This is a genomic window from Halorubrum sp. GN11_10-6_MGM (assembly GCF_005435165.1).
Taxonomy (GTDB): Archaea; Halobacteriota; Halobacteria; order Halobacteriales; family Haloferacaceae; genus Halorubrum.
This window is the reverse complement of record NZ_SGUC01000006.1, coordinates 91095-118057: the sequence shown is the minus strand read 5'-3', so window position 1 is coordinate 118057 and position 26963 is coordinate 91095. Positions and strand designations below refer to the sequence as shown.

At 70.3% G+C, this 26963-nt stretch carries 27 protein-coding genes; 15 read left to right on the top strand and 12 right to left on the bottom strand.

Features of this window, described 5'->3' with window-relative positions; all coding sequences use genetic code 11:
• Nucleotides 1-35 precede the first annotated feature (35 nt).
• From EXE46_RS05155 to EXE46_RS05135, 5 genes are all read right to left on the bottom strand, one after another.
• Nucleotides 36-1082 (bottom strand): ABC transporter permease, encoded by a 1047-nt coding sequence (locus EXE46_RS05155; protein ID WP_137687417.1) that lies wholly within the window; start codon nt 1080-1082, stop codon nt 36-38.
• A complete protein-coding gene (locus EXE46_RS05150) occupies nt 1075-2394 on the bottom strand; it encodes an ABC transporter permease (RefSeq protein ID WP_137687416.1) in 1320 nt (439 codons plus the stop codon). The genes EXE46_RS05155 and EXE46_RS05150 overlap by 8 nt, the downstream gene beginning before the upstream one ends.
• Nucleotides 2391-4025, bottom strand: coding sequence for an ABC transporter ATP-binding protein (locus EXE46_RS05145; RefSeq protein WP_137687415.1), 1635 nt, complete (start codon nt 4023-4025; stop codon nt 2391-2393). Before EXE46_RS05145 ends, EXE46_RS05150 begins: the two co-directional genes overlap by 4 nt.
• A gap of 155 nt (nt 4026-4180) precedes the next feature.
• Nucleotides 4181-5266, bottom strand: coding sequence for a BMP family protein (locus tag EXE46_RS05140; RefSeq protein WP_137687441.1), 1086 nt, complete (start codon nt 5264-5266; stop codon nt 4181-4183).
• A 197-nt stretch (nt 5267-5463) separates the two neighbouring features.
• Nucleotides 5464-6996 carry a phosphomannomutase gene (locus tag EXE46_RS05135; RefSeq protein ID WP_137687414.1) on the bottom strand — a complete coding sequence of 511 codons (1533 nt, stop codon included), beginning with the start codon at nt 6994-6996 and terminating at the stop codon, nt 5464-5466.
• 117 nt (nt 6997-7113) lie between these two features.
• Between EXE46_RS05135 and EXE46_RS05130 the strand changes: the two genes are divergently transcribed.
• A complete protein-coding gene (locus EXE46_RS05130) occupies nt 7114-7392 on the top strand; it encodes an acylphosphatase (RefSeq protein WP_137687413.1) in 279 nt (92 codons plus the stop codon).
• Between the two features lie 39 nt (nt 7393-7431).
• Here the strand turns inward: EXE46_RS05130 and EXE46_RS05125 are convergent, their stop codons facing one another.
• Together EXE46_RS05125 and EXE46_RS05120 are read right to left on the bottom strand one after the other, a co-directional pair.
• The gene (locus EXE46_RS05125) at nt 7432-7914 is read right to left on the bottom strand and encodes a hypothetical protein (protein WP_137687412.1); all 483 of its coding nucleotides are present in this window, start codon (nt 7912-7914) and stop codon (nt 7432-7434) included.
• 510 nt (nt 7915-8424) lie between these two features.
• Nucleotides 8425-8853 (bottom strand): helix-turn-helix domain-containing protein, encoded by a 429-nt coding sequence (locus EXE46_RS05120; protein ID WP_137687411.1) that lies wholly within the window; start codon nt 8851-8853, stop codon nt 8425-8427.
• A gap of 69 nt (nt 8854-8922) precedes the next feature.
• Here EXE46_RS05120 and EXE46_RS05115 point away from each other — a divergent pair, with 69 nt between their 5' ends.
• On the top strand, nt 8923-9372 hold the full coding sequence (locus EXE46_RS05115) for a DoxX family protein (protein WP_137687410.1): 450 nt from the start codon (nt 8923-8925) through the stop codon (nt 9370-9372).
• A gap of 153 nt (nt 9373-9525) precedes the next feature.
• Nucleotides 9526-10008 (top strand): VOC family protein, encoded by a 483-nt coding sequence (locus EXE46_RS05110; protein WP_137687409.1) that lies wholly within the window; start codon nt 9526-9528, stop codon nt 10006-10008.
• A gap of 31 nt (nt 10009-10039) precedes the next feature.
• Here the strand turns inward: EXE46_RS05110 and EXE46_RS05105 are convergent, their stop codons facing one another.
• Complete coding sequence (locus tag EXE46_RS05105) at nt 10040-10492, bottom strand: SRPBCC family protein (protein WP_137687408.1); 453 nt, start codon at nt 10490-10492, stop codon at nt 10040-10042.
• 415 nt (nt 10493-10907) lie between these two features.
• Between EXE46_RS05105 and EXE46_RS05100 the strand changes: the two genes are divergently transcribed.
• The 4 genes from EXE46_RS05100 to EXE46_RS05085 all read left to right on the top strand — a co-directional run bounded on the left by EXE46_RS05100 (nt 10908) and on the right by EXE46_RS05085 (nt 15623).
• Nucleotides 10908-11423, top strand: a complete 516-nt coding sequence (locus tag EXE46_RS05100) for a CNNM domain-containing protein (protein ID WP_137687407.1) — start codon at nt 10908-10910, stop codon at nt 11421-11423.
• 72 nt (nt 11424-11495) lie between these two features.
• A complete protein-coding gene (locus EXE46_RS05095) occupies nt 11496-12521 on the top strand; it encodes an ABC transporter ATP-binding protein (RefSeq protein ID WP_137687406.1) in 1026 nt (341 codons plus the stop codon).
• Nucleotides 12518-14584 carry an ABC transporter permease gene (locus tag EXE46_RS05090; protein WP_137687405.1) on the top strand — a complete coding sequence of 689 codons (2067 nt, stop codon included), beginning with the start codon at nt 12518-12520 and terminating at the stop codon, nt 14582-14584. Before EXE46_RS05095 ends, EXE46_RS05090 begins: the two co-directional genes overlap by 4 nt.
• Nucleotides 14577-15623 carry an ABC transporter permease gene (locus EXE46_RS05085; RefSeq protein WP_137687404.1) on the top strand — a complete coding sequence of 349 codons (1047 nt, stop codon included), beginning with the start codon at nt 14577-14579 and terminating at the stop codon, nt 15621-15623. The genes EXE46_RS05090 and EXE46_RS05085 overlap by 8 nt, the downstream gene beginning before the upstream one ends.
• A 32-nt stretch (nt 15624-15655) precedes the next feature.
• Here the strand turns inward: EXE46_RS05085 and EXE46_RS05080 are convergent, their stop codons facing one another.
• Together EXE46_RS05080 and EXE46_RS05075 are read right to left on the bottom strand one after the other, a co-directional pair.
• A complete protein-coding gene (locus tag EXE46_RS05080; RefSeq protein WP_137687403.1) occupies nt 15656-16315 on the bottom strand; it encodes a trimeric intracellular cation channel family protein in 660 nt (219 codons plus the stop codon).
• A complete protein-coding gene (locus tag EXE46_RS05075) occupies nt 16312-17154 on the bottom strand; it encodes a DUF2797 domain-containing protein (RefSeq protein WP_199234109.1) in 843 nt (280 codons plus the stop codon). Before EXE46_RS05075 ends, EXE46_RS05080 begins: the two co-directional genes overlap by 4 nt.
• Nucleotides 17155-17257: 103 nt before the next feature.
• Between EXE46_RS05075 and EXE46_RS05070 the strand changes: the two genes are divergently transcribed.
• Nucleotides 17258-17707, top strand: coding sequence for a hypothetical protein (locus EXE46_RS05070; RefSeq protein ID WP_137687402.1), 450 nt, complete (start codon nt 17258-17260; stop codon nt 17705-17707).
• Nucleotides 17708-17711: 4 nt separating this feature from the next.
• Here the strand turns inward: EXE46_RS05070 and menD are convergent, their stop codons facing one another.
• Nucleotides 17712-19613, bottom strand: coding sequence for a 2-succinyl-5-enolpyruvyl-6-hydroxy-3-cyclohexene-1-carboxylic-acid synthase (gene menD / locus EXE46_RS05065; RefSeq protein ID WP_137687401.1), 1902 nt, complete (start codon nt 19611-19613; stop codon nt 17712-17714).
• 232 nt (nt 19614-19845) lie between these two features.
• Between menD and EXE46_RS05060 the strand changes: the two genes are divergently transcribed.
• Nucleotides 19846-20541, top strand: coding sequence for a hypothetical protein (locus tag EXE46_RS05060; protein WP_137687400.1), 696 nt, complete (start codon nt 19846-19848; stop codon nt 20539-20541).
• 159 nt (nt 20542-20700) lie between these two features.
• On the opposite strand, the gene EXE46_RS05055 is transcribed toward EXE46_RS05060, so the two are convergent.
• Nucleotides 20701-21087, bottom strand: a complete 387-nt coding sequence (locus EXE46_RS05055) for a DUF5830 family protein (RefSeq protein WP_137687399.1) — start codon at nt 21085-21087, stop codon at nt 20701-20703.
• Nucleotides 21088-21212: 125 nt separating this feature from the next.
• Here EXE46_RS05055 and EXE46_RS05050 point away from each other — a divergent pair, with 125 nt between their 5' ends.
• From EXE46_RS05050 to nosZ, 6 genes are all read left to right on the top strand, one after another.
• Nucleotides 21213-21578 (top strand): hypothetical protein, encoded by a 366-nt coding sequence (locus EXE46_RS05050; protein ID WP_137687398.1) that lies wholly within the window; start codon nt 21213-21215, stop codon nt 21576-21578.
• A 70-nt stretch (nt 21579-21648) separates the two neighbouring features.
• Nucleotides 21649-22680 (top strand): VOC family protein, encoded by a 1032-nt coding sequence (locus tag EXE46_RS05045; protein ID WP_137687397.1) that lies wholly within the window; start codon nt 21649-21651, stop codon nt 22678-22680.
• A complete protein-coding gene (locus EXE46_RS05040; protein WP_137687396.1) occupies nt 22677-23369 on the top strand; it encodes an alpha/beta hydrolase in 693 nt (230 codons plus the stop codon). Before EXE46_RS05045 ends, EXE46_RS05040 begins: the two co-directional genes overlap by 4 nt.
• Before the next feature lie 93 nt (nt 23370-23462).
• Nucleotides 23463-24005: a DUF2249 domain-containing protein gene (locus EXE46_RS05035; protein ID WP_137687395.1), complete on the top strand. Its 543-nt coding sequence runs from the start codon at nt 23463-23465 to the stop codon at nt 24003-24005.
• Between the two features lie 142 nt (nt 24006-24147).
• Nucleotides 24148-24699: a halocyanin domain-containing protein gene (locus tag EXE46_RS05030; RefSeq protein ID WP_137687394.1), complete on the top strand. Its 552-nt coding sequence runs from the start codon at nt 24148-24150 to the stop codon at nt 24697-24699.
• Between the two features lie 341 nt (nt 24700-25040).
• A complete protein-coding gene (gene nosZ, locus EXE46_RS05025; protein ID WP_137687393.1) occupies nt 25041-26963 on the top strand; it encodes a TAT-dependent nitrous-oxide reductase in 1923 nt (640 codons plus the stop codon).

The following is a 26963-nucleotide window of genomic DNA, read 5'->3' as shown; positions in this document are numbered from 1 at the left end:
CGACCGGACGGGTCGCCGCGCTCAGCGACCGCGACTCACTCCTCGGTCTCGTAGTGTTCCCCGGCGGCCTCGGGGATCTGCGTCCGACCGACGAGGGCGAGGACGACGATCACGACGACGTACGGGATGGTCTGGACGAGCGTGTCCGGGACCGCGTAGCCGAGCTGCTGGAGGCGGATCTGCATGGCGTCGAGGCCGGCGAACAGCGCCCCCGCGCCGAGCGTCCCGACCGGGTTGTAGTTGCCGAACAGGTACGCGACGATGGCGATGAACCCCTTACCCTGGACCATCGTCTCGCCGGTGCCGATGAACTGGCCGATCGACAGCGCGAGCGCCGAGCCGCCCACGCCGGAGAGGACGCCGGAGAGCAGCACGCCGGCGTATCGAACCTTCGAGACGGAGACGCCGACCGTGTCGAGCGCCTTCGGGTTCTCGCCCGCCGCTCGGAGGTGCTTGCCGAACGCGGTCCGGTTCAGCAGCCACCACGAGCCGACGGTCGCGAGGACGACCATCGTCGCGGAGTACTGCCACCCGACGCTCACGCCGAGGTTCGGCGTGTTGACGCCGCCGAAGAACACGGTCGACATGAACGGCGCGAGCCCCAGGGCGATGAGCCAGACCGCGAGCCCAGCGATGATCTGGTCGGCCTTGAACTCGATACAGACGACGGCGAACACCGCCGACAGGAACGTCGACGCGGCGATGCCGGCGAGGAACGCGATCCCGAGCGCCGGGACCCCGAGGACGGCGTTACCGACCCCGACGACCGACGCGGCGTACACCGAGACGAACGCCGAGATGATGAGCAGGCCCTCCAGTCCGATGTTGATGACGCCCGACTTCTCGGCGAAGATGCCGCCGAGCCCGGCGAGCACGATCGGTGCCGCGAGCCGCGCCGTCGAGGCTCCGGTGCTCGCCGAGAAGACGATGCCGGCGAGGTCGCCCGCGATCGACTCGGGGAACGCGAACCCGAGGACGCCGAGCAGCCCGAGGACGCCGACGGTGCCGGCGATGAGCGAGCGCACGTAGCTCGATCCGGTCAGTCCCTCGAGGAGCGCCGCCGGCGAGAGGGGGTTACGCATCGGTCTCACCTCCGTCGCCGCCGGCGGTCTCGTCCGGCTCCGTCGTGCTCACGGTATCGGCGCCGCCGAGACCGCCGCCGGTGACCCCGGTGTATCGACCGATCATCCGGAAGAACTCCGGCATCGCGACGAACAGGATGATGAGCCCGCGCAGCACGGCGACGAGCTCCGTCGGGACGTCGGTGCGGAACCCGATCTCCAGGGCCCCGCCCTTCAGGACCCCGAAGAGGAACGCCGCCGGCAGCACGCCGAGCGGGTTGTTTCCGGCCAGAATCGAGACCGTGATCCCGTCGAAGCCGAGGTCCGGGATCGAGGCCATCCACCGCCCCTCGGACATCAGCACCCACACCGAGCCGCCGATGCCGCCGAGCGCGCCGGACAGCGTCATCGCCCGCACGGTCGTGAGCTTCGCGTTGACGCCGCCGTACTCCGCCGCGGCGGCCTGAACGCCGCTCGTCCGGAGGTCGTAGCCGAGCGGCGTGTGCTCGACGAAGTAGTAGAGCGCGCCGATGAAGGCGATCCCGCCGAGCAGTGCGAGCAGCGCGAAGTCGCTGGACGCGGGGAACAGCCACGGACGGAACTGCGCGTACTCGGGGACGTACCGCGTGGCGACGACGGACGACCCCTCGGCGCGGAACACCTCCAACACGAGCACGTACGCGACGTTCGCGGCGACGAAGTTGAGCATGATCGTCGTGATCACCTCGTTGGCGTCGGCGTACGCCTTGAGCGCGCCGGGTATCGCGCCCCAGAGCCCGCCGCCGACCGCCCCGGCCGCGGTTCCGACGACGATCAGGACGACGCCCGCGACGGGACCGGCCGGGAGCAAGGGGGCGAGCGCCAGGACGGTGAGCGCGGTCGAGAGCGCGCCGACGACGAGCTGTCCCTGCGTCCCGATGTTGAACAGGCCGGCGCGGAAGGCGACGGCGACGGAGAGGCCGGTGAATATCAGGAGCGTCGTCTCCGAGAGCGTCAGGCCGAACGAGAGGTTAAACGGCGTCCACTCGGGGTTGAACAGCCCGGGGTCACCGACGGCGAACGGGTAGCCGAGCGCGCCGTTGAACAGCACGACGTACACCTCGACGGGGTCGTAACAGAAGCCGATACCCGTGAACGGCAGCGTCCACGCCGCGGTCGAGCAATCGGCGATCCGGCCGGAGACCAGCACGAGCGCGAAGCCGACGACGATCGAAAGGAGGATCGCGGCGACGCTGATGAGGAGCCGCTCCGCGACGCTCCGGTCGACGAACGGCGCGACCACGCGGGCGAGGACGGACTCGCCCCGTCCCCCCTCGGAGTCCGAGTCGCTCACGCGTCCACCTCCTCGTCGCCGGCGCGCTCCTCGTCGTCGGCACCCACGCCGCCGATTCCAGCGTCTGCGCCGTCATCCGCGGCGTCGTGGAGCGCCGCCCCCTCGACGGAGTCGTCGTCGAGCGACTCGCCCGCCATCAGCAGGCCGATCTCCTCTTCGGTCACGGTCGCGGGGTCGACGACGCCCGTGAACTCCCCTTCGTGAATCACCGCGAGCCGGTCGGAGAGCCCCTGGACCTCGTCGAGCTTCGAGGAGACGAGCAGGACGGCCTTCCCCTCGGCGCGCAGGTCGAGCAGCCGGTCGTGGAGGAACTCCGTCGATCCGATGTCGACGCCCCGAGTCGGGTGGGTAGCGACGACCAGCTCCGGGTCGCGCTCGAACTCCCGCCCGACGATGAACTTCTGCTGGTTCCCCCCCGACAGCGACTCGGCCTCCGCCTCGGCGTCCGGCGGCCGGACGTCGTACTGCTCGATCACCGACTCGGCGTGGTCGCGCGCCGCGCCCCAGTCGAGCCGGCCGACGCGCGCGAACGGCGGGTCGTGTTGGCTCCCGAGGATTCCGTTTTCGGTGAGGTCGTACGACATCACCAGCCCGCGCTCCTGACGGTCCTCGGGGATGAACGCCATCCCGCGATCGATCCGGTCGCGTCGGCTCTTCCCACGCATCGATTCGCCGCGGTAGCGGACCTCACCGGACGCCGCCTCGCGCAGGCCCGTGATCGCCTCGACGAGCTGCGACTGGCCGTTGCCGTCGACGCCCGCGACCCCCAGTATCTCGCCGCCGCGGAGTTCGAACGAGAGGTCCGAGACCGCCTCGACGCCGCGGTCGTCCTCGACGCTCAGGCCGGTCACCTCCAGCACGCGCTCGCCGGCCTCCTGCGGCGACGTCGCGGGCTCCATCAGCACCTCCCGACCGACCATCATCTCCGCGAGCTCCTCCCGCGTCACGCCGTCGGCGGCGACGGTGCCGACGTTGACGCCGTCGCGGAGGACGGTGATGTCGTCCGCCGCGGACAGCGCCTCGCCGAGCTTGTGCGAGATGAAGATGATCGTCTTCCCCTGTTCGGTGAGTTCCTCGAAGACGCCGTACAGCTCCTCGACCTCCTGCGGGGTCAACACCGCGGTCGGCTCGTCCATGATGAGCACGTCGGCGCCGCGGTACAGCGCCTTCAGGATCTCGACGCGCTGCTGTTCGCCGACCGAGATCTCCGCGATCGTCGCGTCCGGGTCCACGTCGAACCCGTACCGCTCGCTGAGTTCGACGACGGCCTCGCGGGCCGCCTCTCGGTCGACGCGCAGTCCGCCCCAGGTCTTCGGTTCGTTGCCCAAGACGACGTTCTCCCACACCGTCATCGGGTCGACCAGCATGAAGTGCTGGTGGATCATGCCGATGCCCGCGTCGATCGCGTCCCTCGGTGAGTCGAACGACTTCGCCTCTCCGTCGAGACGGACGGTCCCCTCGGTCGGCCGGTAGAGACCGTACAGCACGTTCATCAGCGTGGTCTTGCCCGCCCCGTTCTCGCCGAGCAGGGCGTGGACGCTCCCGCGCTCCACCGCGAGATCAACGTCGTCGTTCGCGACGACCCCGGGGAATCGCTTCGTGATACCGTCCAAGTGGACCGCCGGGTTCATTCACCCGTAACTCCGCGTCGGAGCCTAAAAACGCGCGGATTCCGAGCTACTGCGCTCGATCCCGTCTGTCGTCCGACTCGACGGGTAACGGGCCTCGTCACCGGCTTTGGGTCAGAGACCGCGATCCGCCGCGGTTCGGCGCTCTCGTCCCGCGTTCAGTTGCTCGTCGTCTCCGGGACCTCGATGTTCCCGGCGATGATCTCGTCGCGCGCGTCCGCCACCGCAGTCGTGATCTCGTCGGGCACCTGACCGCCGATCTCCTGGCCGTAGACGCACTCGACGCCGTTGGATTCCAGCCCGAGCGCCGTCGTCGACCCGCCCTGGTGGTCGTCGTCGATGACGTTCGAGATCGACTCGTACACCGCGGTGTCGACGCGCTTCACCATCGACGCCAGGATGACGTCCGCGAACGACTCGTTGGAGACCGACTGGTCCTGGTCGACGCCGAAGGCGAACCGCCCCTCCTCCTGCGCGGCCTGGAACACGCCGACGCCCGTCGCGCCCGAGGCGTGATAGACGATGTCGGCCCCGCTCTGGTACATCGACAGCGCCGCCTCCTGTCCGCCCGTGGGGTCGGCGTAGCTGCCGACGTAGCTCGTGGTGACGTCGACGTCGTCGGTCGCGTAGTCGACGCCGGCCTCGAATCCGGCTTGGAACCGGCGGATGACCGGGCTGTCGACGCCGCCGACGAAGCCGACGTTCGTCGAGTCGGGGTCGGTCTCGCCGGCGCCGGCGGAGAAGTCGGTCTCAGTCAGGTGACCGGCGAGCACGCCCATCAGGAACGAGCCCTCGTGCTCGCGGAACAGGTAGTTGGCGACGTTCGGCTCGTCGACCGTGGTGTCGACGATCATGAAGTCCTGATCGGGGTACTCGGGCGCGGTCTGCGAGAGCGCGTCGCCCTGATTGAACCCGATGGTACAGACGAGGTCGTAGGCCGGGTCCGTCGAGCCGGCGTACTGCTGCTGGTACTGCTCAAACTCGCCGGCGCCTTCGGGCTCTGACTCGTCGTACGCGATGCCGAACTCCTCTTCCGCTTGGAAGATACCCTGCTGGGCCGCGTCGTTGAACGAGTTGTCGCCGAGCCCGCCGTCGGAGTAGACGATGCCGACCCGCGCCGGCACGTCGCCGTCCCCGCCGTCCCCTCCGTCGCCGCTCGGGCCGCCGCTACACCCGGCGAGGCCGACGAGGCCAGCTGCGCTTGCCGCCTTGATGAACCGCCGCCGATCGAAGTCGGATGCCATCTCACTCATACCCCCGTCGGAGCGCGGCATAAATTCGTCGTTCTCGCGGTGGCGACGTGGCACGTTCGTGAAAAGAGGCGGCCGAATTAGGGGTGAAACGCCGGACGATCCGGCGCTCCGATCCACGAACCCGGATTTCTCACGGTTGTGGACGTGACAGCCAACGGGGTCGCGGCGTCGGCGGGCGGACCGGTCTCCTACGCCGCCGCGACCGCGCCCTCGACCACGGCCTCGACCTCCGCGACAAGCGCGTCGACGTCGTCGCTCTCCGCGTACACCCGGACGTACGGCTCCGTGCCGGAGGGTCGCACGAGCGTCCACGAGGTGTCGTCGAACTCCAGCCGGACCCCGTGGTCCGTGTCGACGGCGGCCTCGGGGAACTCCTCCGGCAGCGCCGTCTCCAGCCGCGCCATGGCCGGCTCCTTCGCGTCATCGGGACAGTCGACGCTCACCTTCCGGTACGGGCGCTCGGTCACCGGCTCGCGGAGCGCCTCCAACCCCTCGTCGGCGACGAGGCGCGCGAGCACCGCCGCCGAGGTGACGCCGTCGATCCAGCCGCCGAAGGCGACGTGGATGTGTTTCCACGGCTCGGCGGCGAAGACGACGCGCGTGTCGGCGCCCACCTCGCCGGCCGCGCCCGCCTCGCCGACCGCGCCGGCCTCGCCGAGGGCGCCGGCGTCGGTGGCGTCCGCCCGCACGGCGGCGATCCCCTCGTGGAGCGCGCCGAGTCGCACGCGCTCGACGCGGCCGCCGGCGTCGCGGACGCGCTCGTCGATCCGACCGGAGGCGTTCGGCGTCGTCACGACGACCGGGTCCGCCGCGTCGCTCGCGCGGGTGTACCGCTCCGCGAGGACCGCGAGGACCGTGTCCTCGTGGACGACTTCGCCGTCCGCGTCGACGATCACGATTCGGTCGGCGTCGCCGTCGTGACCGATGCCGAAGGCGAATCCCTCGGTCTCGTCCGCCCCGCCGTCTCCTCCCTCGCCGCCCGCTCCGGGACGACCCGGGTCCGCGACCCCCTCGTTGGCGTCGGCGACGAACGCGCGCAGGTCGGCGAGCGTCTCCGGGGTCGGCTTGCTCCCGCGGCCGGGGAAGTGGCCGTCGACGTTCCCGTTGAGCGTGACGACGTCGGCGCCGAGTTCGCGGAGAACGGCCGGCGTCGCGGGCGCGCTCATCCCGTTGCCGCAGTCGACTGCGACCCGGAGGCCGTCGAGCGGCGCGCCGAACCCCGACGCGTACTCGCGCACGTCGACGAGGTAGTCGTCGAGGGGATCGACCCGAGCCGCCTCGGTCCACTCGTCCCACGGCGCGACCGGCTCCTCGTCGCCCACCCGCGACTCGACCGCGCGCTCGGCGTCGCGGTCGAACTCCGTCCCGTCGCGGAACAGCTTGATCCCGTTGTCGGTCGGCGGGTTGTGCGAGGCCGTGAGCATCACGCCGTAGCGCCCCCGCGAGGCGTGCGCGAGCGTCGGCGTGGGAAGCTGTCCCGCGCGGCGTACCTCGACGCCCCCCGCCGACAGCCCGGCCTCGGTCGCGGCGGCGAGCGCCGACCCCGTCACCCGTCCGTCGCGGGCGAGGACGACCGTCGGTTCGGGGGTCGACTCGGCGTTCGTCTCGTCGGCTCGGCTCCGGATCTCGGCGCCCACGGCTCGCCCGACTGCGAGCGCGAGCGCCGGCGTGACGCGGTCTTCGACGCCGCCGCGGATCCCGGCGGTTCCGAACAGGTCCATGTCGACTCCCTCGGCGCCCGGCAGTTAGTAGGCGTCGGTTGCGGGCGCGTGGGTCGGTCGGCGATCGGCCGCTCGGGGGCGGGGCGTTTAACAGGCCGGGCGTCGCACAACCGAGCGATGACCGACCGCGTTCGCGCGCACGTGTTCGTCTCGGGTCGCGTCCAAGGCGTCTACTACCGGGCGAGCACCCGCGACACGGCCCGCGAGAAGGGCGTCGACGGCTGGGTGCGGAACCTCGACGACGGCCGGGTCGAGGCCGTCTTCGAGGGTCCAGAGGGCGACGTCCGCGACATGGTGGCGTGGTGCGAGACCGGAAGCGAGGCCGCCGAGGTCGACGACGTCGACGTCGAGTACGGCGAGCCGGAGGACGAGGACGGATTCGAGGTCAGGTGGTAGGCCGCCGTCCGGGAGGGGCGACGGCGAGCGCGGGGGCGGTCAGTCGTCGTCCGCGGTCGCCGTCGCTTCGGCGGCGCCGTCGGGTCCGTCCCGGACGCCGAGTTCCTCCAGCGCGCGCAGCACGACGATCGCCTCGACCACGTCGCGCGCCTCGGTGTAGGGGTCGTCGACCGCGTCGAGGGTCGCCTCGGCCTCGTCGGCCAGCCGCGCCTCCAGTTCGGTCTGGTCCGTCTCGGCCTTCGTCGCCGACAGCAGCGCCTCGTGGTCCTCGCGGAGGTCCAGCGAGACGTAGGCCGCGTTACACCGCGAGAGCGGGTGCGCGTCCATCTCGATCGCGAGGTCGCTCACGAGGTCCCAGTCGTCGGCGCAAAACCGGAGCGTCACCGTGCCCACCACGTCGCGCCACGCGATCGGCTCGCCGTTCTCCATGAGCCGGAGCGCGCGCGGCGGCACGGCGATCCGGGTGTGGGTGTCGTCCCGGCCGCATAGACAACAGGGGGTGTTCTTCAGTCCGGCGTACACGCAGATCCGTACGCGCCGGAGAAGTGTGTGCGTTTCGGCGGCGGAACGCGTTCGCGCCGGGACGGTTTATAAATTGACACGAGCGTTTGTGGTGCTCATTTATAAATAACCGATGCGGTGGCGCGTGCCCGCGAACGGCCGCCCGTGGCGGGCGTGAGCGGCACCGCGCGAGGGAGTCGGTGGTCCGGAGCGAAGCGGAGGACCACCGACGAGGCTGGGGAGGCGTGAGGTGCTGTGCGGGGTGGGAATCAAAGGGGCAGCCGCGAGGAGCCCGTAGGCGACGCAAGCACCACAGCGAAGGAACGGAGTGACTGAGCGAGGAGCGCAGCGAGCGTACGGGCTCCTCGTGGCTGGGGCTTTGGGGGGTGTTCTCCGCGGCAGCGACCACGTATCGCCGAGCGGCTGGGCTTCGGGGGTGTTCTCGGTCGCTCCGCCAGCAGCTATTTATAAACGGCGAGACGCGGGCCCGAGATCTACTTATAAACCGCAGAAGGCCTCACTACCGCACTCTTACGCGTTACACTCGGCGAGCCACTCGTGGGCCCAGTCGTCGATCTCCTCGAAGACGGGCGCGAGCGACTCGCCTTTGTCGGTCAAACTGTAGTACGTCGCCACCGGCGAGTCCTCCTCCAGCCGCCGATCGACGAAGCCGGTCTCCTGGAGGTCGTCGAGCACGCGCGAGAGAGTCCGGGCGTTGGCGTCGGTCTCGCGTTTCAACTCGTTGAAGCGCGCCTCGCCGCTCAACAGCTCGTGGAGGACGACGAGTCGCCACTTCGAGCCGATCTGCTCTATCGAGTCGACGACCGGGCAGGGCGTCTCGGGCGTCGTCGCCTCGGTCGCCGCGTCTACAGCCGCTTCCGCGTCTGCGGCCGCTTCCGCGTCCACGTCTGCGTCCGCCGTGTCCACCGGGTCGGCGCCGGTGAGGTCCTGCGATGACATCGGTGTTACCTACTAACTGTATTGTCCGGGAAGCGATAAATAGGTTACGACCGTATAGCAGGTTACACGATGTTAGCTGAATTCACGACGCTACCGCTCCAGTTCGACGCCCCGCTCGCGGACGAGCTATTCCTGCTCGGCCGGATCATCTTCGGCGCGACGCTCGCGTTCATGGGACTCAACCACTTCATGGACCTCGAAACGATGGCCGGCTACGCCGAGTTCAAGGGGCTCCCGGCGCCGCAGTTCTCGGTGATCGCCTCGGGTGTCGTCCTCGTCCTCGGCGGACTCGGCGTCGCCGCGGGCGCGTTCCCCGTCCTCTCCGCCGGCGCGCTCGCGTTCTTCCTCCTCGCCTCCGCCGTGACGATGCACGACTTCTGGTCGATGGACGACCCGGAGGAGAAGCAGAACGAGATGACGAGCTTCTTAAAGAACGTCTACGGCGCCGGCGCCGCGCTCGCGCTGCTCGCCGTCGGCGGCAGCGCGTGGCCCTACGCGATCGGTATCGGCCTGTTCTGAGCCCCCCCCACGCAACGCTCCGAGCCCGGCGCGCGCACGCCACGGAACCCGTCTTCGAGCCGCCGTTCGACTCGTCCTTCGAGTCGCCGTTCGGCCCATCGTCCGGGCCGCCAGTACGACTAACTACCTTCCCGACAACCGTTTCCACACACCATGACCGACGCGCCGCCGACGACCGGGCTTCACCACGTCACGAACATCTGTACCGACATGGACGAGACCGTCGCGTTCTACGAGGACGTCCTCGGCTGGCACACGGTCAAGCGGACCCAGAACTACGACGACCCCGGGACGCCGCACTACTACTTCTCGCCGACGCCGGAGGGAGAGCCGGGGACCAACGTCACCTACTTCGAGTACCCCGACTCGCGGGGGACGCCCGGCCCGGGCGCGAGCCACCACTTCGCGTTCGGCGTCGACGACGAGGCGACGCTCCGCGAGTGGCGGGACCACCTCGAAGGGCACGACGTCGAGGTCTCCGAGGTGAAAGACCGCACCTACTTCAAGAGCGTCTACTTCACCGACCCCGACGGGCTCGTCTTCGAGCTGGCGACGCAGGGGCCCGGCTTCACCCGCGACGAGGACGAGCCCGGCAGCGCGGTCATCGACCCGTTCGAGGAGGGCTACGAGAACTGACTGGGAGGAGCGACCGCCGCACTCGCCGGTCTCAATCGGTCTCGACGAGCGCCGCGAACCGGTCGAGCGCGCGCCGACAGACGGGCGCGTACGCCGCGGCGAGCAGCGGGACCTCGATCACCGCCCGACACCGGTTCGGCTCCCCGGCGTACCGCTCCACCCGGTGGCCGGTGGCGGGAATCCCGGCGACCCGCCAGTCCCAGCGGAGCCGCGTCGCACTCGTCACCCGGAAGGGGACCCAGACGCCCGCGACTCGGACCCGTCCGGTCGTCCCCGTCTCGACGTAGCGGTCCGCGCTCTCGACGCCGCCGACCGACGGGCTCCAGTCGGGCCATCTCCGGGTGTCGCGGAGCGCCTCCGCGGTCACCTCGGGCGGCGCGTCGATCTCACGGCCGACCGCCAGCAGCGATCCCTCTCGAACCACTCGGAAGCGATCGTCGGCTCGGGAGCGGTCGTTGGCTCGGGAGCGATCGCCGCGTCTCATCGGCCGCTCACCGCCGACAGTTCCGGACGCCCGATCGGTTTCGGAGGCGAGCGCGCGCGATATCTCACGGTCCGTCCGAATCTAGGCCGTCGAATACGCTCGGGTATATTAATTCCTTATATGGTATCAGGACTCATTATCTCTTTCCACGAAGCGTTAATACGGGGGTCCGAGCTATCGGGAGCCAATATGGCAAGCGACCGTGACACGATGAAAGATGTCTCGCACACCGCACCGAACGACACATCCGCGGAGGCCGTCTGGGAACGAGGACGGGGACCGGTCGAGGAAGAAGAAGAGGAGTAACGCGCGTCCTTTCCTGCGACATCGCCTCACCGACGAGCAGCCCCGCGCACGGTCGACGCGGCCGGCGCCTCGCCGACACCCTCTTTGACGTCGTTTTTAAATACGCCGCATGGTCGGAGTCGCACTCGGCGTGGCGGGGATCGGAGCGGTGATCGTGTTGCTGGCGTTCAGCGCGTTCTTCTCCAGCTCGGAGACCGCGATCTTCTCGCTGCCGGCAGAGTGGTTCGAGCGGCAGGCGGCGACCGGCGACCCGCGAGGGGCCGTCCTGAAGGAGCTCCACGACGACCCGCACCGGCTCCTCGTGACGCTGCTCGTCGGGAACAACGTCGTCAACATCGCGATATCGAGCATCGTCACCGTGCTGATCGCGAGCCACCTCCCTCCCGGGGCAGCTATCGCGGCGACGACGCTGTGTACGAGCTTCCTCGTCCTCGTGTTCGGCGAGATCGTTCCCAAGGCGTTCGGCCTCGGGAACGCGGAGACGTGGTCGCTGCGGATCGCGTCGCCGGTCCGGCTGGTCGAGCGCGTACTCTCGCCACTCATCACCCTGTTCGACGGGATCACTCGCCGCATAAACGCGTACGTCAGCGGCGACGCGAACATCGAGAAGCCGTACACGGACTGAGGTTTCGGGACCGTTCTCGCGGCTGATACCCGCGGGCGTGGGTTTAACCCGGACGCCCGCGGAGTCGGGCGCATGATCGAGGTGTCGGGGCTACGGAAGACCTACGGCGACTTCGCCGCCGTGGTCGACAGCGATTTCGCCGTCGACGACGGCGAGGTGTTCGGGATCGTCGGCCCGAACGGCGCCGGCAAGACGACGACGCTCAAGGTGATCGCCGGGCTCGTCGAGCCGACGGACGGAGAAGTGACCGTCGCCGGGTTCGACGCCGGGGACTCGGAGATGCGCCGGCACCTCGGGTTCCTGCCCGAGGAGTCGCCGCTGTACGAGGAGATGACCGCGCTGTCGTACCTCCGCTTCTTCGCCGACCTCTACGACGTGCCCCGCGAGGTCGCCGACGAACGGATCGGCGCCGCGCTCGACCGCCTCGAACTCGACCACCGCGAGCGCCGCCTCGGCGACGTCTCGAAGGGCATGAAACGCAAGGTCGCCATCGCGCGCTCGCTGGTCAACGACCCAGACGTGCTGGTGTACGACGAGCCGGCCTCCGGGCTCGACCCCGTGACGACGAACTCCGTGCTGGCGTTCACCCGCGAGCTCCGCGAGACGGGCAAGACGGTCGTCTTCTCGGCGCACAACCTCTACCACGTCGAGTCCGTCTGCGACCGCGTCGCCGTGATGAACGAGGGGCGGATCGTCGCCCGCGGCAGCGTCGACGAGATCCGCGAGCGCCACGGCGAGACCACCTACCGCGTGTTCACCGATGTCGAGCCGACCGCGACGGCCGCGCTCGCCGACCTCGACGCGACGACGGAGGCGGTCGGCGACCGGTTCCGGACCGCGGTCCCGAGCATGGACGCGGTCGCGGCCGTCCGCGAGGCGGTCGCCGACGCCGGCGGCGAGGTCGTCGACATCCGGAGCCGCGAGCCGAGCCTCGAAGACGTCTTCTTAGACATCGTCGGCCGCCCGATGCCCGGGCGGTACACCGGCGACCGCGGCGGTGATAGCCTCGGAGTCGAGCGTAACTCCGACAGCGATGAGAGCGACGAGGGCGACGAGGGCGACGAGACGAGCGCGACCGCGACGGAGGCGACCGAGTGACCGACCGGCTCCGCCGCGCCGCTCGTCGGCTCGCGGTCAGCGTCCGGCGCGTCCTCCGGGTCGCGAGGTGGGAGTCGGCCCGCGCGTCCGGCGGGGTCGACCGCCGAACGCTCGCCGCCGGGGTGGCCCTGCTCCTCGTCGCCGGCGGCGTGGTCGGCGTCGGCGTGGCGACGGGCGTCGCGGGACTCGACGTCGACCGCGACGTGTACCGCGTCGGCGTCGACGCCGAGTCGCCGTACGCGGACGCGATCGAGGCGGAGCCGTCACTGCGCGCGGTCCCGGCCGGGACGTCGTCGCTCGGCGACTCCGCCGACGCGGTCGTGGTGACGGTGGTGCGGCCCGGTTCCGTCGACGACGAGACGGTCGACGCCGCGGACGTGGAGGACGTGATCGTCCGCGCGAGCGACACCCGGAAGGGCGAGGCGGCGGCCGCGGCGGTCCGCGAGGCGGTCGAGGCGCACAACGAGCGGCTGATGCGCGCCGAACCCAACCGGACGGCGGCGTTCCCGGTCACCGTCACGCTCCGGTACGTCGGCCGGACGACCGGCTTCGACGACGGCGCGACGCTCGGCGGCAGCGACGGCGGTTCGACGGGGGGTTCGACGGACGGGTCTGCCGACGGAACCGGCGGGGACGGCTCCGGCGACGGGGGGAGCGACGACGAGAGCGGCGTCGCCGACGGCGGGACCGGCGACGGGGAGAGCGACGGCGCCGACGCCGGCGGTACCGACTCGGGCGACGGCGCCGCCGAATCGGACGGGAGCGACGGCCTCCTCGGCGTCCCCTCGATCGGCGGCGCCGCCTTCGGCGCGGACACGGTCGGGTCTCCCGGCTCGATCACGCCGCCGTTCCCGTTCACCTCGCTGCTTCTCGCGTTCGTCTTCCTCGTCCCCATGAACTTCCTGATTCAGGCGTACGGGTCGTCGATCCTCGACGAGCGGACGAACCGCCGCGGGGAGCCACTGCTCGTCACGCCGCTGTCGCCGGGCGAGATCGTCGCCGGCAAGACGCTGCCGTACGCGGCGACCGCCGCGGTCGTCACGACGCTCATCGCTGCCCTCGTCGGCGGCGGGGCGCTCTCGGTGATCGCGGTGGCGCCCGTGGCCGCGGCGTTCCTCGGGGCCACCTTCGTCGGCGCGATGTTCGCGCGCTCGTTCAAGGAGCTCACCTTCGTCACGGTCGGCGTGAGCGTCCTGCTGACCACCTACGCGTTCGTGCCGGCCATCTTCACGAACGTGACGCCGGTCGCGCTCGTCTCGCCGCTGACGCTCGTCGTCTTCGACCTCCAGGGAGAGGCGGTGTCGGCGGGCGAGGCCCTCTTCTCGACCGCGCCGATGGCGGTCGGGGCCGCCCTCCTCTTCGGACTCGGCCTCGGCGTCTACCGCGAGGAGGACATGTTCTCACAGAAACCGGTGACCCGGAAGTTCCTCGACGCGCTCGCGGTTCGGCTGTCGCCCGTGTCGGTCGGTAGCGGACTCCTCGACCGCGGCCTGCTTCGCGCGCTCGGCGCCGTCGCGCTCCTCACCGCCTGTACGATCCCGTTCGTCTTCGTCGCGGAGCTTTTGGCCGTCGCGGTGTTGTTCGCGCTGCCGGTCACGGTGTCGATCCCGGTGCTGCTCGTGAGCATCGCGTTCATCGAGGAGGTCGCGAAGAGCATCGCCCTGTACGCCGGGTTCGAGCGCGGCGTCTTCGGGCGGACCGACGGCGTCGACGCCGGGGAAGGGCGTGGGGGAGACGGCGGAACGCTTCGCGTCGCGCTCGCGGTCGGCATCGCCTCGGGGACCGGGTTCTTCGTCGCGGAGAAGGTCACCGCGGTCGTTCAGGCGGTCGGGCTCACCGATCTGTTCCTCGGCCGCGCCGCGTTCGCGGACGTGGCCGGGCTCTCCGGGCTGCCGCCGCTCGCGCTCGCCGCGCTGTTCTTCGCGCCGCTCGCCCTCCACGTCGCGACGACGAGCGTCGCGAGCGTCGGCGCGAGCCGCGGCCGGACCGCCTACGCCGTGGCGCTGACCCTCGCGACGCTGGGACACGCCGCGTACAACGTCGGGGTGGTGAGCCTTGGATAGCCGGCTGACGATCGCCGGGCGGGAGCTCGCGGGGCTCCGCGCCGAGAAGACGATCCTGCTGGCGATCGGGATTCAGCTGTTCATCGCCGCCTTCTCGTCGTTCCTCGTCGTCGGGCTCGTCTCGATGTACGACCCGGGCGCGCTCGACGGCGCGGAGATCGAGGTCGCGGCCGCTGGCGACGCCGTCGACGATCTGGAGCGCGCCGCCGGCGAGGTCCCCGGCGCCTCCGTCACGCCGTACGACGACCCTGACGCGGCGCGGAGCGCCTTCGAGCGGAACGCGGCCGACGCGGTGGTGGTCGCGACCCGCACCGAGTCGGGGCGGGTGTCGGCCGCCGTCACCGCCCCCGACTCCACCGTGGAGACGACGGTGATCGTGGTCCAGCTGCGCGAGCTGTTGCGGACGTACGAGCTGAACGAGCGCGACGCGCGCGCCTCGTTCTTGGAGGAGTCGCCGCTGCCGCTGCCCGACCGGGGGGAGACGAGCCCGTACTTCGCGTTCACCTACACCGTGTTGATCCCCGTGCTCGTGTTCCTCCCTGTGTTCATCTCGGGCTCGCTCGTCGTCGACTCGATCACCGAGGAGCTGGACCGCGGAACCATGGAGCTGCTCCGGGTCGCGCCCGTCACGGTCGGCGAGATCGTCGACGGGAAGGCCGCCGCCGCGGTCGGGATCGCCCCCGCGCAGGCCCTGCTGTGGCTCCTCCTTCTGGAGGCCAACGGGACCAACGTCGCGAACGTCGGCCCGATACTGGCGCTGATGACCGCGCTGACGACGCTCGTCGTCGCCGTCGCGGTCGGCATCGCGGCGGTCGCGCCCGACCGCCGGGCGGCGCAGCTGCTCTACTCGGTCGCCGTCCTCGTGCTGTTCGGCGGCGCGACGGCGATGGCGGGCGGACCCGCGAACGCGGTGGCCCGCCTCGCCATCGACAGCGCCGACGCGACGACTGGCCTTCTGGTGGTCGCGTACGTCGGTATCGCCGCGGCCGCGTACCTCGGCGTCCGGCGCGTCGTCGCCGTCGAGGGATTCGGTCGCTGAGGGGCGGTTCCGGACCGACTCCCCTGCGCGGCTCAGTCGCCGAAGCGGTCGCCGAACCCCTTCGCGGTCGGGAGCCGCCACCCGCGAGCGACGGCGACGAGCCGGAGGCCGACCGTCACCGCGGCGCACGTCGCGGCCGCGATCCCAGACGGGCCGCCGAGCGTCCCGACGAGCCAGTAGGCGACGCCGCCCAGCACGGCGCAGCTCGCGTAGAAGTCCTCGAAGAGGATGAACGGCGACCGGTCGAGGAGGATGTCGGCGAGCGCGCCGCCGCCGACGGCGTTGATCGTCGCGACGGCGACGACGCCGAACGCGGACACTCCCGCGTCCGTCGCGACGATGGCGCCGGTGGTCGCGAACGCCGCGAGCCCGACGGCGTCGGCGACGAGCGTCACCGGGTGTTCGTCCGGCGAGGCGAGCCACGCGCTCAGCCCCACCGCGAGGCCGACGCCGACGAGGCCGAGGAGGATCTCGACCGGCGAGCGCAGCGCGAGGGGGACGCGCGCGACGAGGAGGTCGCGGGTGACCCCGCCGGCGAACGCCATCGCCAGTCCGACGACCGCGACGCCGAACAGATCGAACCCCTCGCGGACCGCCTTGCTCGCGCCGACCAGCGCGAACGCGACGAGCCCGACCGTGTTCATGACGGCGAAGGGGTCGCCGAAGAGGACCTCCAGAACGCCCCCCGTCATCGGCCGAACGCGCCGAGGCTCGACTGGAGTTCGCGCTCCGGCACCGCGTCGGTCAGTTCGTACCCCACGAGGTCGCGCGCGTCGACCGCGTACGTCGAGCCGCCGCGATCGAGCACGAGGACGCGGCCCTTCCAGCCGCGGACGGTCCCCGCGGCCATCGTCTCGGCGACCGGTCGGTCGTCGAGGTCGAGCCCGTAGTCGAAGTCGAACCGCTCGATCGGGTCGAATCGGTCGAGGAGCGCCGCCCACGCCGCCTCGTCGACCGCGCGCCCGAACCCGTCGAGCTTCGTCGGGACGCGGACGCGGTCGACGAGGTCGTCGCCGGCGGCCAGTTCGGCCTCGACCTCCCGGGCGATCCGCCCGTTCGGGAACGTCCGGATATGCGCCGCCCGGTCGGCGCCCTGCTCGCGGAGGCGCGTCCCGAGCCGCCACTCCCTAGTGACGCCGACCTTCAGCACGTCGGGCGCGAACGCGGCGAGGTACATCGCGTGCGTCTCGTGGCAGTCCATCTCGTCTTTCAGGCACGTCCCGGTACACCGGGCGCACACCCACACGTGGGAGTGGTCGTCGCAGTACGGCGCGTCCGCGGCGTCGCAGGCGACGTGACTCCCCTCGTGGACCGTCCCCGCGCAGCGCCGCTCGCCGAGCCCGAAGGCGAGCTCGGTGCCCGGGCTCGCGTCCACGAAGTCGACGCTCCCGCCGCTCGCGACGTAGAGTCCGCCCCCGATCGGTCCGGTCGCTCCGTCGATCGGGGCGTCTCCGTCGACGTCGGACGCCGCGTCTCCCTCCGACGCCGCCGAGTCGCTCGCGGCGTCCGTCTCGTAGCCGACGACCTGCACGACGCGGGATACGAGGAGGGTGGGTATATAAGCGTCGTCGGCAGTCACGCCACCGTCCGCGCCGACCGAGATTTATAAGTAGGTTCCGCGTCGGCACTCGGGCATGCGCACGGCAGCCCTCCCGCCGGTCGTCGCCGCGATCGTCGCGCTCGCGGTCAGCGGCATCAGACGGCTCTCCCCGATCCTGCTCCAGTCGTCCGTCTCGCTCCCGTCGGCCGAGACGCTCTCGACGTACCTCCTGAGCGCCCGGTTCACGGCGTTCCTGCTGGTCTACGGCCTGCTGTTCGGGGTCGCGCTGTTCACGGGGCTGCGGGACGCCGACGCCGCCGCGGCGTCGACCGCGCTGGCGACGGGCGCGAGCGCGACCGCCGCGTTCCTCGTCGGGTCGGCGGCCGTCCTCTGGTACCTCGGTCCGGACCGCGGGCCGATCGCCACCGCCGTCTTCGCGCTCGGCGCGAGCCTCGGCGTCGGGGTCCAGTTCGCCGTCGTCGCGTACGCGGGCGTCGCGATCGGCGAGAGCCGCCGCGAGGAGTCGAGTCCGAGCCTCCCCTGACCGCCTACTTGTCGGCGTCGCCGTGGACCGCGCGGCCGACCGCCGCCGCCAGCCGCTCCCGCGAGCGGTGGCTCGCCCCGGCGTCCGTCTCGATATCGATCAGGTGCGACCCCGCGGTCTCGTGCGCCCGCGAGACGGCGGCGGCGACCTCGTCCGCGACCGCTCCCGAGCGCTCCGCCGGGGTCTCGCCGCGGTCGGCGAGCGCGTCCGGCCGCGCGTCGATCCGCGCGTAGTCGAGCCCGTGGAGGTCCGCGAGCGGCTCGAAATCGAGCCCGTGCGGGGTCACGAACGACTCGGTGAACGGCGGCTCGAACTCCTCGATCGGGAGCTCGTGGAATATCCCGCCGCCGTCGTTGTTCACCGCGACGATCGTCGCGTCGGCGTCGCAGCGCTCGACCGCGAGCAGCCCGTTCGAATCGTGGTACAGCGCCAGGTCGCCGACGACGAGCGTGAGGTCGTCGGTCGTACCGGACCCCGCGCCGAGCGCGCTGGAGACGATGCCGTCGATGCCGGAGACGCCGCGGTTGCCGAGCGCGGTGACGTTCGCGGTCGACGGCCCGACGAAGCGGTTGAGGTCGCGGACGGGCATCGAGTTGGAGACGAACAGCGTCGCCGGGTCGGGAAGCCCGTCGGCGACCGCGCGGACGGCGTCGCCCTCGTGGAAGCCGTGTTCGTCCGCGTCCCCGTCGCGGACGGCGTCGCTCTCCCTCGCGTGAACCGCCTCGGCGACCCGGTCCGCCTCCTCCCACTGGGCTCGCCAGTCGGGGTCGCCGCTTCCCCCCGCGACGAGCCGTGAGAGGCGGGCGCAGAGCCGGGTCGGCTCGGCGACGACGAGGTCGGTCGCGGCGAACTCGGCCTCGCGCCAGCGCCCCGCGGGGTCGACCTGGTACTGGTCGGCGCCCGTCCCGGCGAGGTACTTCCGGAGCCGCTTCGAGGTCGGCGAGGCGCCGAGGCGGACGACGAGTTCGGGGTCGGTCCACCCGTCGGCCGCGCCCGCTCCGGGATCGCCGTCGCCCCCGCCCGCCCCGCCGCCCGCGAGGTCGGCCGAGAGGTACGCGTCGTAGCTCCCGATCACGGGCGCGACGCGAGTGTGACCGCCGTACCGGAGCCCGGAGAGCGGGTCGGCCAGCACGGGGAACCCGGTCGCGTGCGCGAGCGCCGTGACCGCCTCCGGGTCGATCCCCGGCGGGTCGGCGGGGCCGGCGACGATCAGCCCGCGGTCCGCCTCGCCCAGCTCGATCGCGAGCGCGCGCAGCTCGTCGTCGCCCGGCTCGGGCGCGCCGTGCGTCACGTCGACGTACGGCCCGTCTCGCCCGCGCTCCGCCGCCTCTGGAAGGTCGTCGGGCACGTCGCCCGGGACCGGCGTCGGCTCCAGCGGCTTCTTAAACGGCACGTTGAGATGGACCGGCCCCTGATCGGCGCCCTCGGCGGCCGCGACGGCGCGGGCGACGGTGGTTCGGAGCGACCGGAGCGCCCGGTCGTTCGCGGCCGGCTCCGGGAGGTCTTTATAAAACCGGACGGCGTCGCCGTACAGCTTCTCCTGATCGGCGGTCTGGTTGGCGCCGGAGTCCCGCAGCTCGGGCGGTCGGTCCGCGGTGAGCGCCAGCAGCGGGACCCGGGCCTCGCTCGCCTCCATCACGGCCGGATGGTAGTTGGCGGCGGCGGTGCCGGAGGTACAGATCAGCGGCGTCACGCGGCCGGTCCGTCGGGCCCGCCCGAGCGCGAAGTACGCGGCCGAGCGCTCGTCGAGCTGCGAGAACACGCGGAGTTCCTCGTGGCCCGCGGCGGCGACGGTCAGCGGCGTCGAGCGGCTCCCCGGCGAAACGACGACGGCGTCGACGCCCGCGGCGACGAGCTCGTCGACGAGCGCGTTCGCCCACAGGACGTTCCGGTTCGGCGCGGTCATTACCGCCGCTTCGGGCGCCGACCTAAATACTCCGGCGGGTTCGACCGCGCGGCGACGGATCGGCGGCACCCCCGCGAGTGGTCGAGGACGACCTCACTGGCTTTGTCGAAATTCTCCATCATTGCTAGTTTTATGGCATCGATCGGTCAGTACAGAGAAAATCTCCAAGAAATCGGGATACTGGCTCGTACCCGGACTACCTTTTTAGGATACTCCAAAGTAGCTATCAACCATGTTTGATGAGCGAGACCGTCCTGATGTCTTCGATTATCTCAATGACAATGGCATTGAAGGCCTCGAAACAGAACCAACTCACGATTCCTCTGTAAGAGAACTTGAAGACCTTCTCGCGACGTACGTCATCCATAGAGAAGAAGACGAAATCCAAGACTACGAATACAGGTACATCACCACCGTCCGAATTTACACCCTCATCAAAAAGTGCGGTGAGATATACCAGAAACAAGGCGAAAGGTCTCGTGACGAATTTCTAAAGGATGATGAGGTCACTCCAGAAGCTGCGCAGGAAATGGCTGACAGAGTTGGTCGGTACACCGTTGGCAACAATGTGATGGTCATCTACACTCTCGGATATGAACTCGTGAAAGACCTCATGGGGGACCTACTCCTCGAAATTCTTGATGAAGATATAGCCACGGAGATGGGAAAACGGCAACTACAGAATCAAATAGGAAAATATCAGACTCGCGCCCAATTACTTGACCACTTTGACCTTATCGACAACTCATATCTGAGCGATATTGCTCACATCAGGGAAAACCGGAGGGACCTCGTTCACGATGTAGAACGGCGATTTGACCTGAAAATGTTGGAAAGCATTAACGACCTATGGGATATCATTCATATCGTCAATCACCTATACGACGCACTCTACGGACGACCTGCCTACAGATTCATTGAAGAATAATAGTATGTGAACAGTCAAACTTCTGTCACTGCCCTTAGAATAATTATAAATTTGATTGCCAGCAGTTCCTGACCAAATGACTCATACAAAGTACGCTCCTACATCACCCAGACATTTCCGGGGGACATGTCTGGACAATGGGATAACAACAGAGCCCTCTCACTCCGACTCGGACTCCCGTCCGGTCACCTTCCGGATACACGAGGAGCCGAACGGGCCGAGCTCGCCGGCGTCGAGCTCGACGAAGTGTCCCGTCGAGATCGATGTGCCGCACCGGCGGCAGTCGAAGTCGCCCTCGCGAGCGACGACCTGACTGTCGTACTCGACGTACGTCCCGCCCGTGCGAACCCGCAACCGGGCGCCGTCGCGGTCGATGACGCCGCGCTTCTCGGCGGCGTCGAGGATGTCGCGGGTGAGCGCCGGACTGGTCGTGATAGTCTCGATGCGGTCGACCGCGGCCGCGAGGTCGAGCTCCTCGCGTTCGAGGTGCGCGAGCAGCTCGACGCCGAGCTCCAGCTTCTCCTCGCGGGTCGACGGCTCCGTCACGGCCGGCGAGACGGCGCGTTCCCTCTTAAGTCGGCCGGACGACGCCCGGCGCTCCCGGGTGAGGATTCGGGCGGCCGTCTCCCGCAGACCGGCAGATTCAGGTCTTTCAGCCGACACCTTCTGTCGTGGTTCGCTCCCGAGACCAGTCCCGTCGACGCCCCGCCTACCGCCGCCGGCCGAACGAGTTCTACTGGCTCTGGATCGCGGCGACCGCGACGTACGGCGTCGGCGACGTCGTCTCCACGATCGCGTTCCTCCGATACGTCCCGACGATCGAGGAGGCGAACCCGGTCGTGCGGTTCGCGCTGGAGTCGTTCGGGCTCTCCGGGCTCGTCGCCCTGAAGATCGCCGTCTACCTCGTCATGCTCTGGATCAGCGTCGAGGGCGCGCGCGAGGGGGACGGCCTGCTGTACTACTTCCCGCCGGTGCTGCTCACGGCGACGGGGACGTACCTCACCGCGAGCAACGTCCGGCTGCTGTGGCTCTCTTAGGGACCTGCTCCCGGGATTCGGCGATCGCCCCGACCGACACCGACTTTCGCGCGCGGCGCCGATCTACCCCATGCTCTCTGACACCCCCGGCCTCCACCACGTGACGGGGATCGTCGGCGACCCCGAGGCCCACGCCGCCTTCTACGGCGGGACGCTCGGGCTCCGGCTGCTCCGCCGGACGGTGAACTACGAGGACCGGCTCCAGTACCACCTCTACTTCGGCGACGCGACCGGCTCGCCGGGCTCCGTGTTCACCGCCTTCCCCGACCCGAACGCCGACCCCGGACGAGCCGGGAAACCGGGGTACGAGGCGGTCGCGTTCGCGGTGCCGCCAGACTCGCTCGACTACTGGCGCGACCGGCTCGCCGACCTTGGCGTCGAGGCGGCGCCGCTCGACCCCGACGCGCGCTTCGGCGACCGCGGCCTCACGCTCGCGGACCCGTCCGGAACGCGGGTCGAACTGGTCGAGGAACCGACGGGCGGCGACGAGGCGGCCGAGGGCGGCGGGCGCGACCCGTGGACCGAGGGCCCCGTCCCGACCGCCCACGCGATCCGGGGGCTGTACGGAGTGACCGCCCTCCCCGCCGACCCGTACGGGACCGCGAGCGTGCTGGAGACGCTCGGCTTCGAGTACGCGGCCGAGTCGGGCGACCGGGTGCGGTACCGCGCGCCGGGCGACCGCGCGACGGTCGTCGATATTTTGGACCGCGACGCCGCGTACCTCCGTGAGGGACCGGGGACGCTCCACCACGCCGCGGTGCGCGTCGCGGACCGCGAGACGCTGCTGGAGTGGCACTCGCTGTTCCGCGAGCGGGGGTACGACGTCTCGCGCGTGAAGGACCGCCACTTCTTCCACTCGCTGTACGTCCGCGGCCCGGGCGGGCTCCTCGTCGAGCTCGCGACCGAGTCGTCGACCCCCGACGGCCCGCCCGGCCCGGGGCTCGCCGACCCGGAGGCGACCGGCCACGCCGCGGATCTTTACCTCCCGCCCCGGTTCGAGGACGACCGCGAGCTGATCGAGTCGCAGCTGCCCGCGTTCGACGGGCCGGAGTCCGGACCGCCGGACGCGGGCGACCGGGACGAGTCGGAGCGCCCTAGATGAGCCGGCGGATCACCGGGGTCTCCGGCCCGCACGCGGAGGCGACGCTCGTGACCGCGGGCGCCCCGGTCGCGGCCGCCGAGGTCGCGGTCGTGCTGGTTCACGGCCGCGGCGGGACGGCCGAGGGGCTGGTGCGGCTCGCGGACGAGTTCTACCGGTCGGGGGCGACCCTGCTCGCGCCCGGCGCGGTCCGGTCGACGTGGTTCCCCGCCCCGCACGACGCGCCGCTGTCGGCCAACGAGCCCGACCTGAGTTCGGCGGTCGACTGCGTCGCCGCCGCGGTCGACGTCGCGCGCGACGCCGGGGTCCCGCCCGAGCGCGTCGTCCTCGTCGGCGTCTCGCAGGGCGGCGCGGTCGTCGCCGAGTTCCTCCGGCGCCGGCCGCGGCGGTTGGGCGGCGCGTTCGTCGTCTCCGCCGCGCTGCCGGGCGAGGACCTCGACGCCCGCAACATCGAGGGAGCGGAGGGACCGGAGAGCGACGAGGGGGTCCTCGCCGGGACGCCCGTCGCGCTCGACAGCAGCGAGACCGACCCGTACGTGCCGGTCGAGCGCGTCCGGGCGACCGCGAGCGTCTTCGAGCGCGCCGGCGCCGCGGTCGAGTGCCGGGTCGATCCGGGCGACGGCCACGGGCTCTCCGACGCGACGATCGGGCGGATCGGCGAGCGGATCGAGGCACTGCTCGACGACGGCTGACGCTCAGTCACCCCCGGTGGCTCCGTCCGACGGCGTCGGTCCCGAACGTGTTCGCGCCGCTCGACATGCGGGCGCGGCGTCGATGGGCACGCGATGTCCGAACTCGACGTCAGAGAGATCCCGCCGAACGAGCGACACGACCGGATACACGACGCGTTCGCCGACCTCGATCCGGGCGAGTCGCTCACGATCGTCAACGACCACGACCCGAAGCCGCTCTACTACGAGCTGTCGGCGGAGGTGCCCGCGTTCGACGACGAGAACTACGCCGTCGAGCGCGAGGGCCCCGAGCGGTTCGTCGCCGAGCTGCCGAAGGCGGAGTCCGGGTCCGGGCCGGAGACCGTCCGGCTCGACGACCTCGACGGCGAGCCGCACGCGTCGGCGTTCCCGGGCGCTGAGCCGAAGACGGTCCGGCTCTCGCTGGCCGCGGGCGAGAGCGTCGCCGAACACGACCACCCGGACAGGACGGTCCTGTTCCACGCGCTGGAGGGCACCTTCGACGTCGCGCTCGACGGCGAGACCCACCGCGTCGAGGCGGGCGAGCTGCTCCGCTTCGACGGCGAGCGGACCGTGGAACCGACCGCGCGCGAGGACGCGACCGCGCTGATCGTGTTGGCACCGCGGAGAGAAGCGTAGGCGTCCGGGGCCGTGAGGGCGGTGTCGCGCGGGCGACCGGCGGCGCTCGGCGGTCGCGATCGCCGAACATGTTCGTCGGGATTCCCGTGCGACTGGGCGGCGCGCAGGGCGTTACAACTACCACCCACCAACGACCGACCACATGACGGACGACACGACACTCGATCGGCGACGATTCGTACAGGCGACGACCGCCGCGGGCGCGACGCTCCTGCTCGCCGGCTGTTCCGGGGGCGGCGACGGCGGAAGCGGCGGAGACGGCTCGGACGGAAGCGACGGAAGCGACGGCGGCGGATCGGACGGTTCAGACGGCGGCGACGGCGGGAGCGGCGGCGACACCCAGTACCTCAGCGAGGAGCCGGACTACGGCGGCTGGCTGGAGGGCGCGAACAACTACGAACAGACGGTCGACGCCACCGGACAGGACGAGGTGACGGTCTCGGTGGGGGCCGGCGACGGCCTCTCGTTCGGCCCGGCCGCGGTGGCGGTGAGTTCCGGGACGACCGTCGTCTGGGAGTGGACCGGCGAGGGCGGCGGCCACAACGTCTCGGCCGAGTCGGGCGACTTCGAGAGCGAGACGGTCACCGAGGGCGGCCACACCTTCGAGTACACGTTCGAGGAGACGGGAGTCCACGAGTACGCCTGTACGCCCCACTCCTCGGTCGGCATGAAGGGCGCCGTCGTCGTTCGATGACGCCGCGACGCGGCTGAACCGCGACGACGAGAGACCGGTTGAACCGCGGCGACGACGAGAGACCGGTTGAACCGCGGCGACGACGCGAGATCGGCTGAACCGCGGCGACGACGCGAGATCGGCTGAACCGCACCCGGGACGCTGGCCCGGCGAGACTGACTCTTTTCGGGCGGATTCTTCGAACAGGGAACGGACCGCGTTCTCACGTCCCTGAAACGCGGGGGCCGATGTCCGAACGTGTTCGCGCGCTTCTAGCCGCACAGCAAGCCGCTTGAGGGGATATATACGGCAGCCCGCAACCGCCACATGTCGCGAGAGAACCGCCGCTCGCGGATCCACCCATGTCGAACGACACACAGCGGCAGACGGACGCGGGAGAATCGGGCGACCAGACGACCGGCTCGACGGACGGCTTCGACTCGCTGCTCCCCGGCGTCCGTCGCCGCGACTTCATGAAGGCCGGCGCGGCCGCCGGGGGCCTCAGCGGGCTGGCGGGCTGTACCAGCCTGCTGAGCGAGGACGACGGGGTCCAGGGGACGGCCTCGGCGAGCGGGGTCGACAACTCCGTTCCCCCGGGCGAACACGACGAGTACTACGCGCTCCTCTCCGGCGGGCAGGCGGGCGACGTCCGCGTGTACGGGCTCCCGTCGATGCGGGAACTCATCCGGATCCCGGTGTTCAACTACGACGCCAGCCGGGGGTACGGGTTCGACGACGAGAGCAAGCAGATGCTCGAAGACGCCGGCGGCTACACGTGGGGCGACACCCACCACCCGCGGATCAGTCAGACCGACGGCGACTACGACGGCCGGTTCGCGTACGTCAACGACAAGGCGAACGGGCGGATGGCCCGGATCGACCTGACGTACTTCGAGACGGACGCGATCGTCGACATCCCCAACCAGCAGGGGACTCACGGCGCCTGCGCGCAGCTGCCCGACACCGACCTCATCTTCGGCGTCGGCGAGTTCCGGACGCCGATCCCCAACAACGGGACCGGGAACCTCGAAGACCCCGACGAGTACGGCTCCGTCCTCGCCGCGATCAACCCCGAGACGATGAACGTCGAGTGGGAGGTCCTCATCGACGGGAACATGGACAACGGCGACGGGAGCAAGGAGGGCCGGTACTTCTTCACCAGCGCCTACAACTCCGAGGAGGCCGCGACGGAGTCCGGGATGACGCGCGCCGACCGTGACGACGTGAAGGCGTTCGACATCCCGCGCATCGAGGCGGCCGTCGAGGCCGGCAACTACGAGACGATAAACGAGGTCCCGGTCGTCGACGGGCGGAAGGACAGCCCGCTCAACCAGGGCGACGAGCCGATCGTCCACTACATCCCGACGCCGAAGAGCCCGCACGGGGTCAGCGTCACCCCGGACAACGAGTACGTGATCGTCAGCGGGAAGCTCGACCCGACCGCGTCGGTGATCGACATCGACGCGATCGACGAGGTCGACGACCCCGCCGACGCCATCGTCGGCCAGCCGAAGCTCGGGCTCGGCCCGCTCCACACGGCGTACGACGGCCGCGGCCACGCGTACACGACGCTGTTCATCGACTCGCAGGTCGTCAAGTGGGACATCGAGGAGGCGGTCGAGGCCGACGCGCGCTCCGAGAGCCCGGTGATCGAGAAGATCGACGTCCACTACAACCCCGGCCACCTCATCGCCGCGGAGTCGTACACGGAGGACCCGGCCGGCGACTGGCTCGTCTCGCTCAACAAGCTCTCGAAGGACCGGTTCCTCCCGGTCGGCCCGCAGCACCCGGAGAACGACCAGCTGATCTACATCGGCGACGACGAGAACGGGATGGAGCTGGTGAAGGACTCGCCCGCGCAGGCGGAGCCGCACGACGCCTCGATCTGCCACAAGTCGAAGATCGACCCGGCGAAGACGTACGACCCCGAGGATCTCGAACTCGACTACACCGCCGAGGGCGAGGAGACGATGGAGCGGGTCGCCGACGACCGCGTCGAGATCGAGATGTACTCGACCCGGAACCACTACGGGTTCCAGGAGATGGTCGTCCAGGAGGGCGACGAGATCGAGATGCAGGTGACGAACATCGAGACCACGAGCGACATGCTCCACTCGGTGGCGATCCCGGACCACGACGTCCACATGCGGGTCGCGCCGCAGGAGACGCGCAAGGCGACGTTCACCGCCGACGAGCCGGGCGTCTACTGGATCTACTGCGCGCACTTCTGTAGCGCGCTGCACTTGGAAATGCGCTCGCGGCTCATCGTCAAACCGGAGGAGTAA

What these genes read in the sequence shown, in the direction of transcription:
- EXE46_RS05155 (WP_137687417.1), bottom strand. Translation starts at nt 1,082, where the DNA reads ATGCGTAACCCCCTCTCGCCGGCGGCGCTCCTCGAGGGACTGACCGGA.
- EXE46_RS05145 (WP_137687415.1), bottom strand. Translation starts at nt 4,025, where the DNA reads ATGAACCCGGCGGTCCACTTGGACGGTATCACGAAGCGATTCCCCGGG.
- EXE46_RS05140 (WP_137687441.1), bottom strand. Translation starts at nt 5,266, where the DNA reads ATGGCATCCGACTTCGATCGGCGGCGGTTCATCAAGGCGGCAAGCGCA.
- EXE46_RS05135 (WP_137687414.1), bottom strand. Translation starts at nt 6,996, where the DNA reads ATGGACCTGTTCGGAACCGCCGGGATCCGCGGCGGCGTCGAAGACCGC.
- EXE46_RS05130 (WP_137687413.1), top strand. Translation starts at nt 7,114, where the DNA reads ATGACCGACCGCGTTCGCGCGCACGTGTTCGTCTCGGGTCGCGTCCAA.
- EXE46_RS05120 (WP_137687411.1), bottom strand. Translation starts at nt 8,853, where the DNA reads ATGTCATCGCAGGACCTCACCGGCGCCGACCCGGTGGACACGGCGGAC.
- EXE46_RS05115 (WP_137687410.1), top strand. Translation starts at nt 8,923, where the DNA reads ATGTTAGCTGAATTCACGACGCTACCGCTCCAGTTCGACGCCCCGCTC.
- EXE46_RS05110 (WP_137687409.1), top strand. Translation starts at nt 9,526, where the DNA reads ATGACCGACGCGCCGCCGACGACCGGGCTTCACCACGTCACGAACATC.
- EXE46_RS05105 (WP_137687408.1), bottom strand. Translation starts at nt 10,492, where the DNA reads ATGAGACGCGGCGATCGCTCCCGAGCCAACGACCGCTCCCGAGCCGAC.
- EXE46_RS05100 (WP_137687407.1), top strand. Translation starts at nt 10,908, where the DNA reads ATGGTCGGAGTCGCACTCGGCGTGGCGGGGATCGGAGCGGTGATCGTG.
- EXE46_RS05095 (WP_137687406.1), top strand. Translation starts at nt 11,496, where the DNA reads ATGATCGAGGTGTCGGGGCTACGGAAGACCTACGGCGACTTCGCCGCC.
- EXE46_RS05080 (WP_137687403.1), bottom strand. Translation starts at nt 16,315, where the DNA reads ATGACGGGGGGCGTTCTGGAGGTCCTCTTCGGCGACCCCTTCGCCGTC.
- EXE46_RS05070 (WP_137687402.1), top strand. Translation starts at nt 17,258, where the DNA reads ATGCGCACGGCAGCCCTCCCGCCGGTCGTCGCCGCGATCGTCGCGCTC.
- menD (WP_137687401.1), bottom strand. Translation starts at nt 19,613, where the DNA reads ATGACCGCGCCGAACCGGAACGTCCTGTGGGCGAACGCGCTCGTCGAC.
- EXE46_RS05060 (WP_137687400.1), top strand. Translation starts at nt 19,846, where the DNA reads ATGTTTGATGAGCGAGACCGTCCTGATGTCTTCGATTATCTCAATGAC.
- EXE46_RS05045 (WP_137687397.1), top strand. Translation starts at nt 21,649, where the DNA reads ATGCTCTCTGACACCCCCGGCCTCCACCACGTGACGGGGATCGTCGGC.
- EXE46_RS05040 (WP_137687396.1), top strand. Translation starts at nt 22,677, where the DNA reads ATGAGCCGGCGGATCACCGGGGTCTCCGGCCCGCACGCGGAGGCGACG.
- EXE46_RS05035 (WP_137687395.1), top strand. Translation starts at nt 23,463, where the DNA reads ATGTCCGAACTCGACGTCAGAGAGATCCCGCCGAACGAGCGACACGAC.
- EXE46_RS05030 (WP_137687394.1), top strand. Translation starts at nt 24,148, where the DNA reads ATGACGGACGACACGACACTCGATCGGCGACGATTCGTACAGGCGACG.
- nosZ (WP_137687393.1), top strand. Translation starts at nt 25,041, where the DNA reads ATGTCGAACGACACACAGCGGCAGACGGACGCGGGAGAATCGGGCGAC.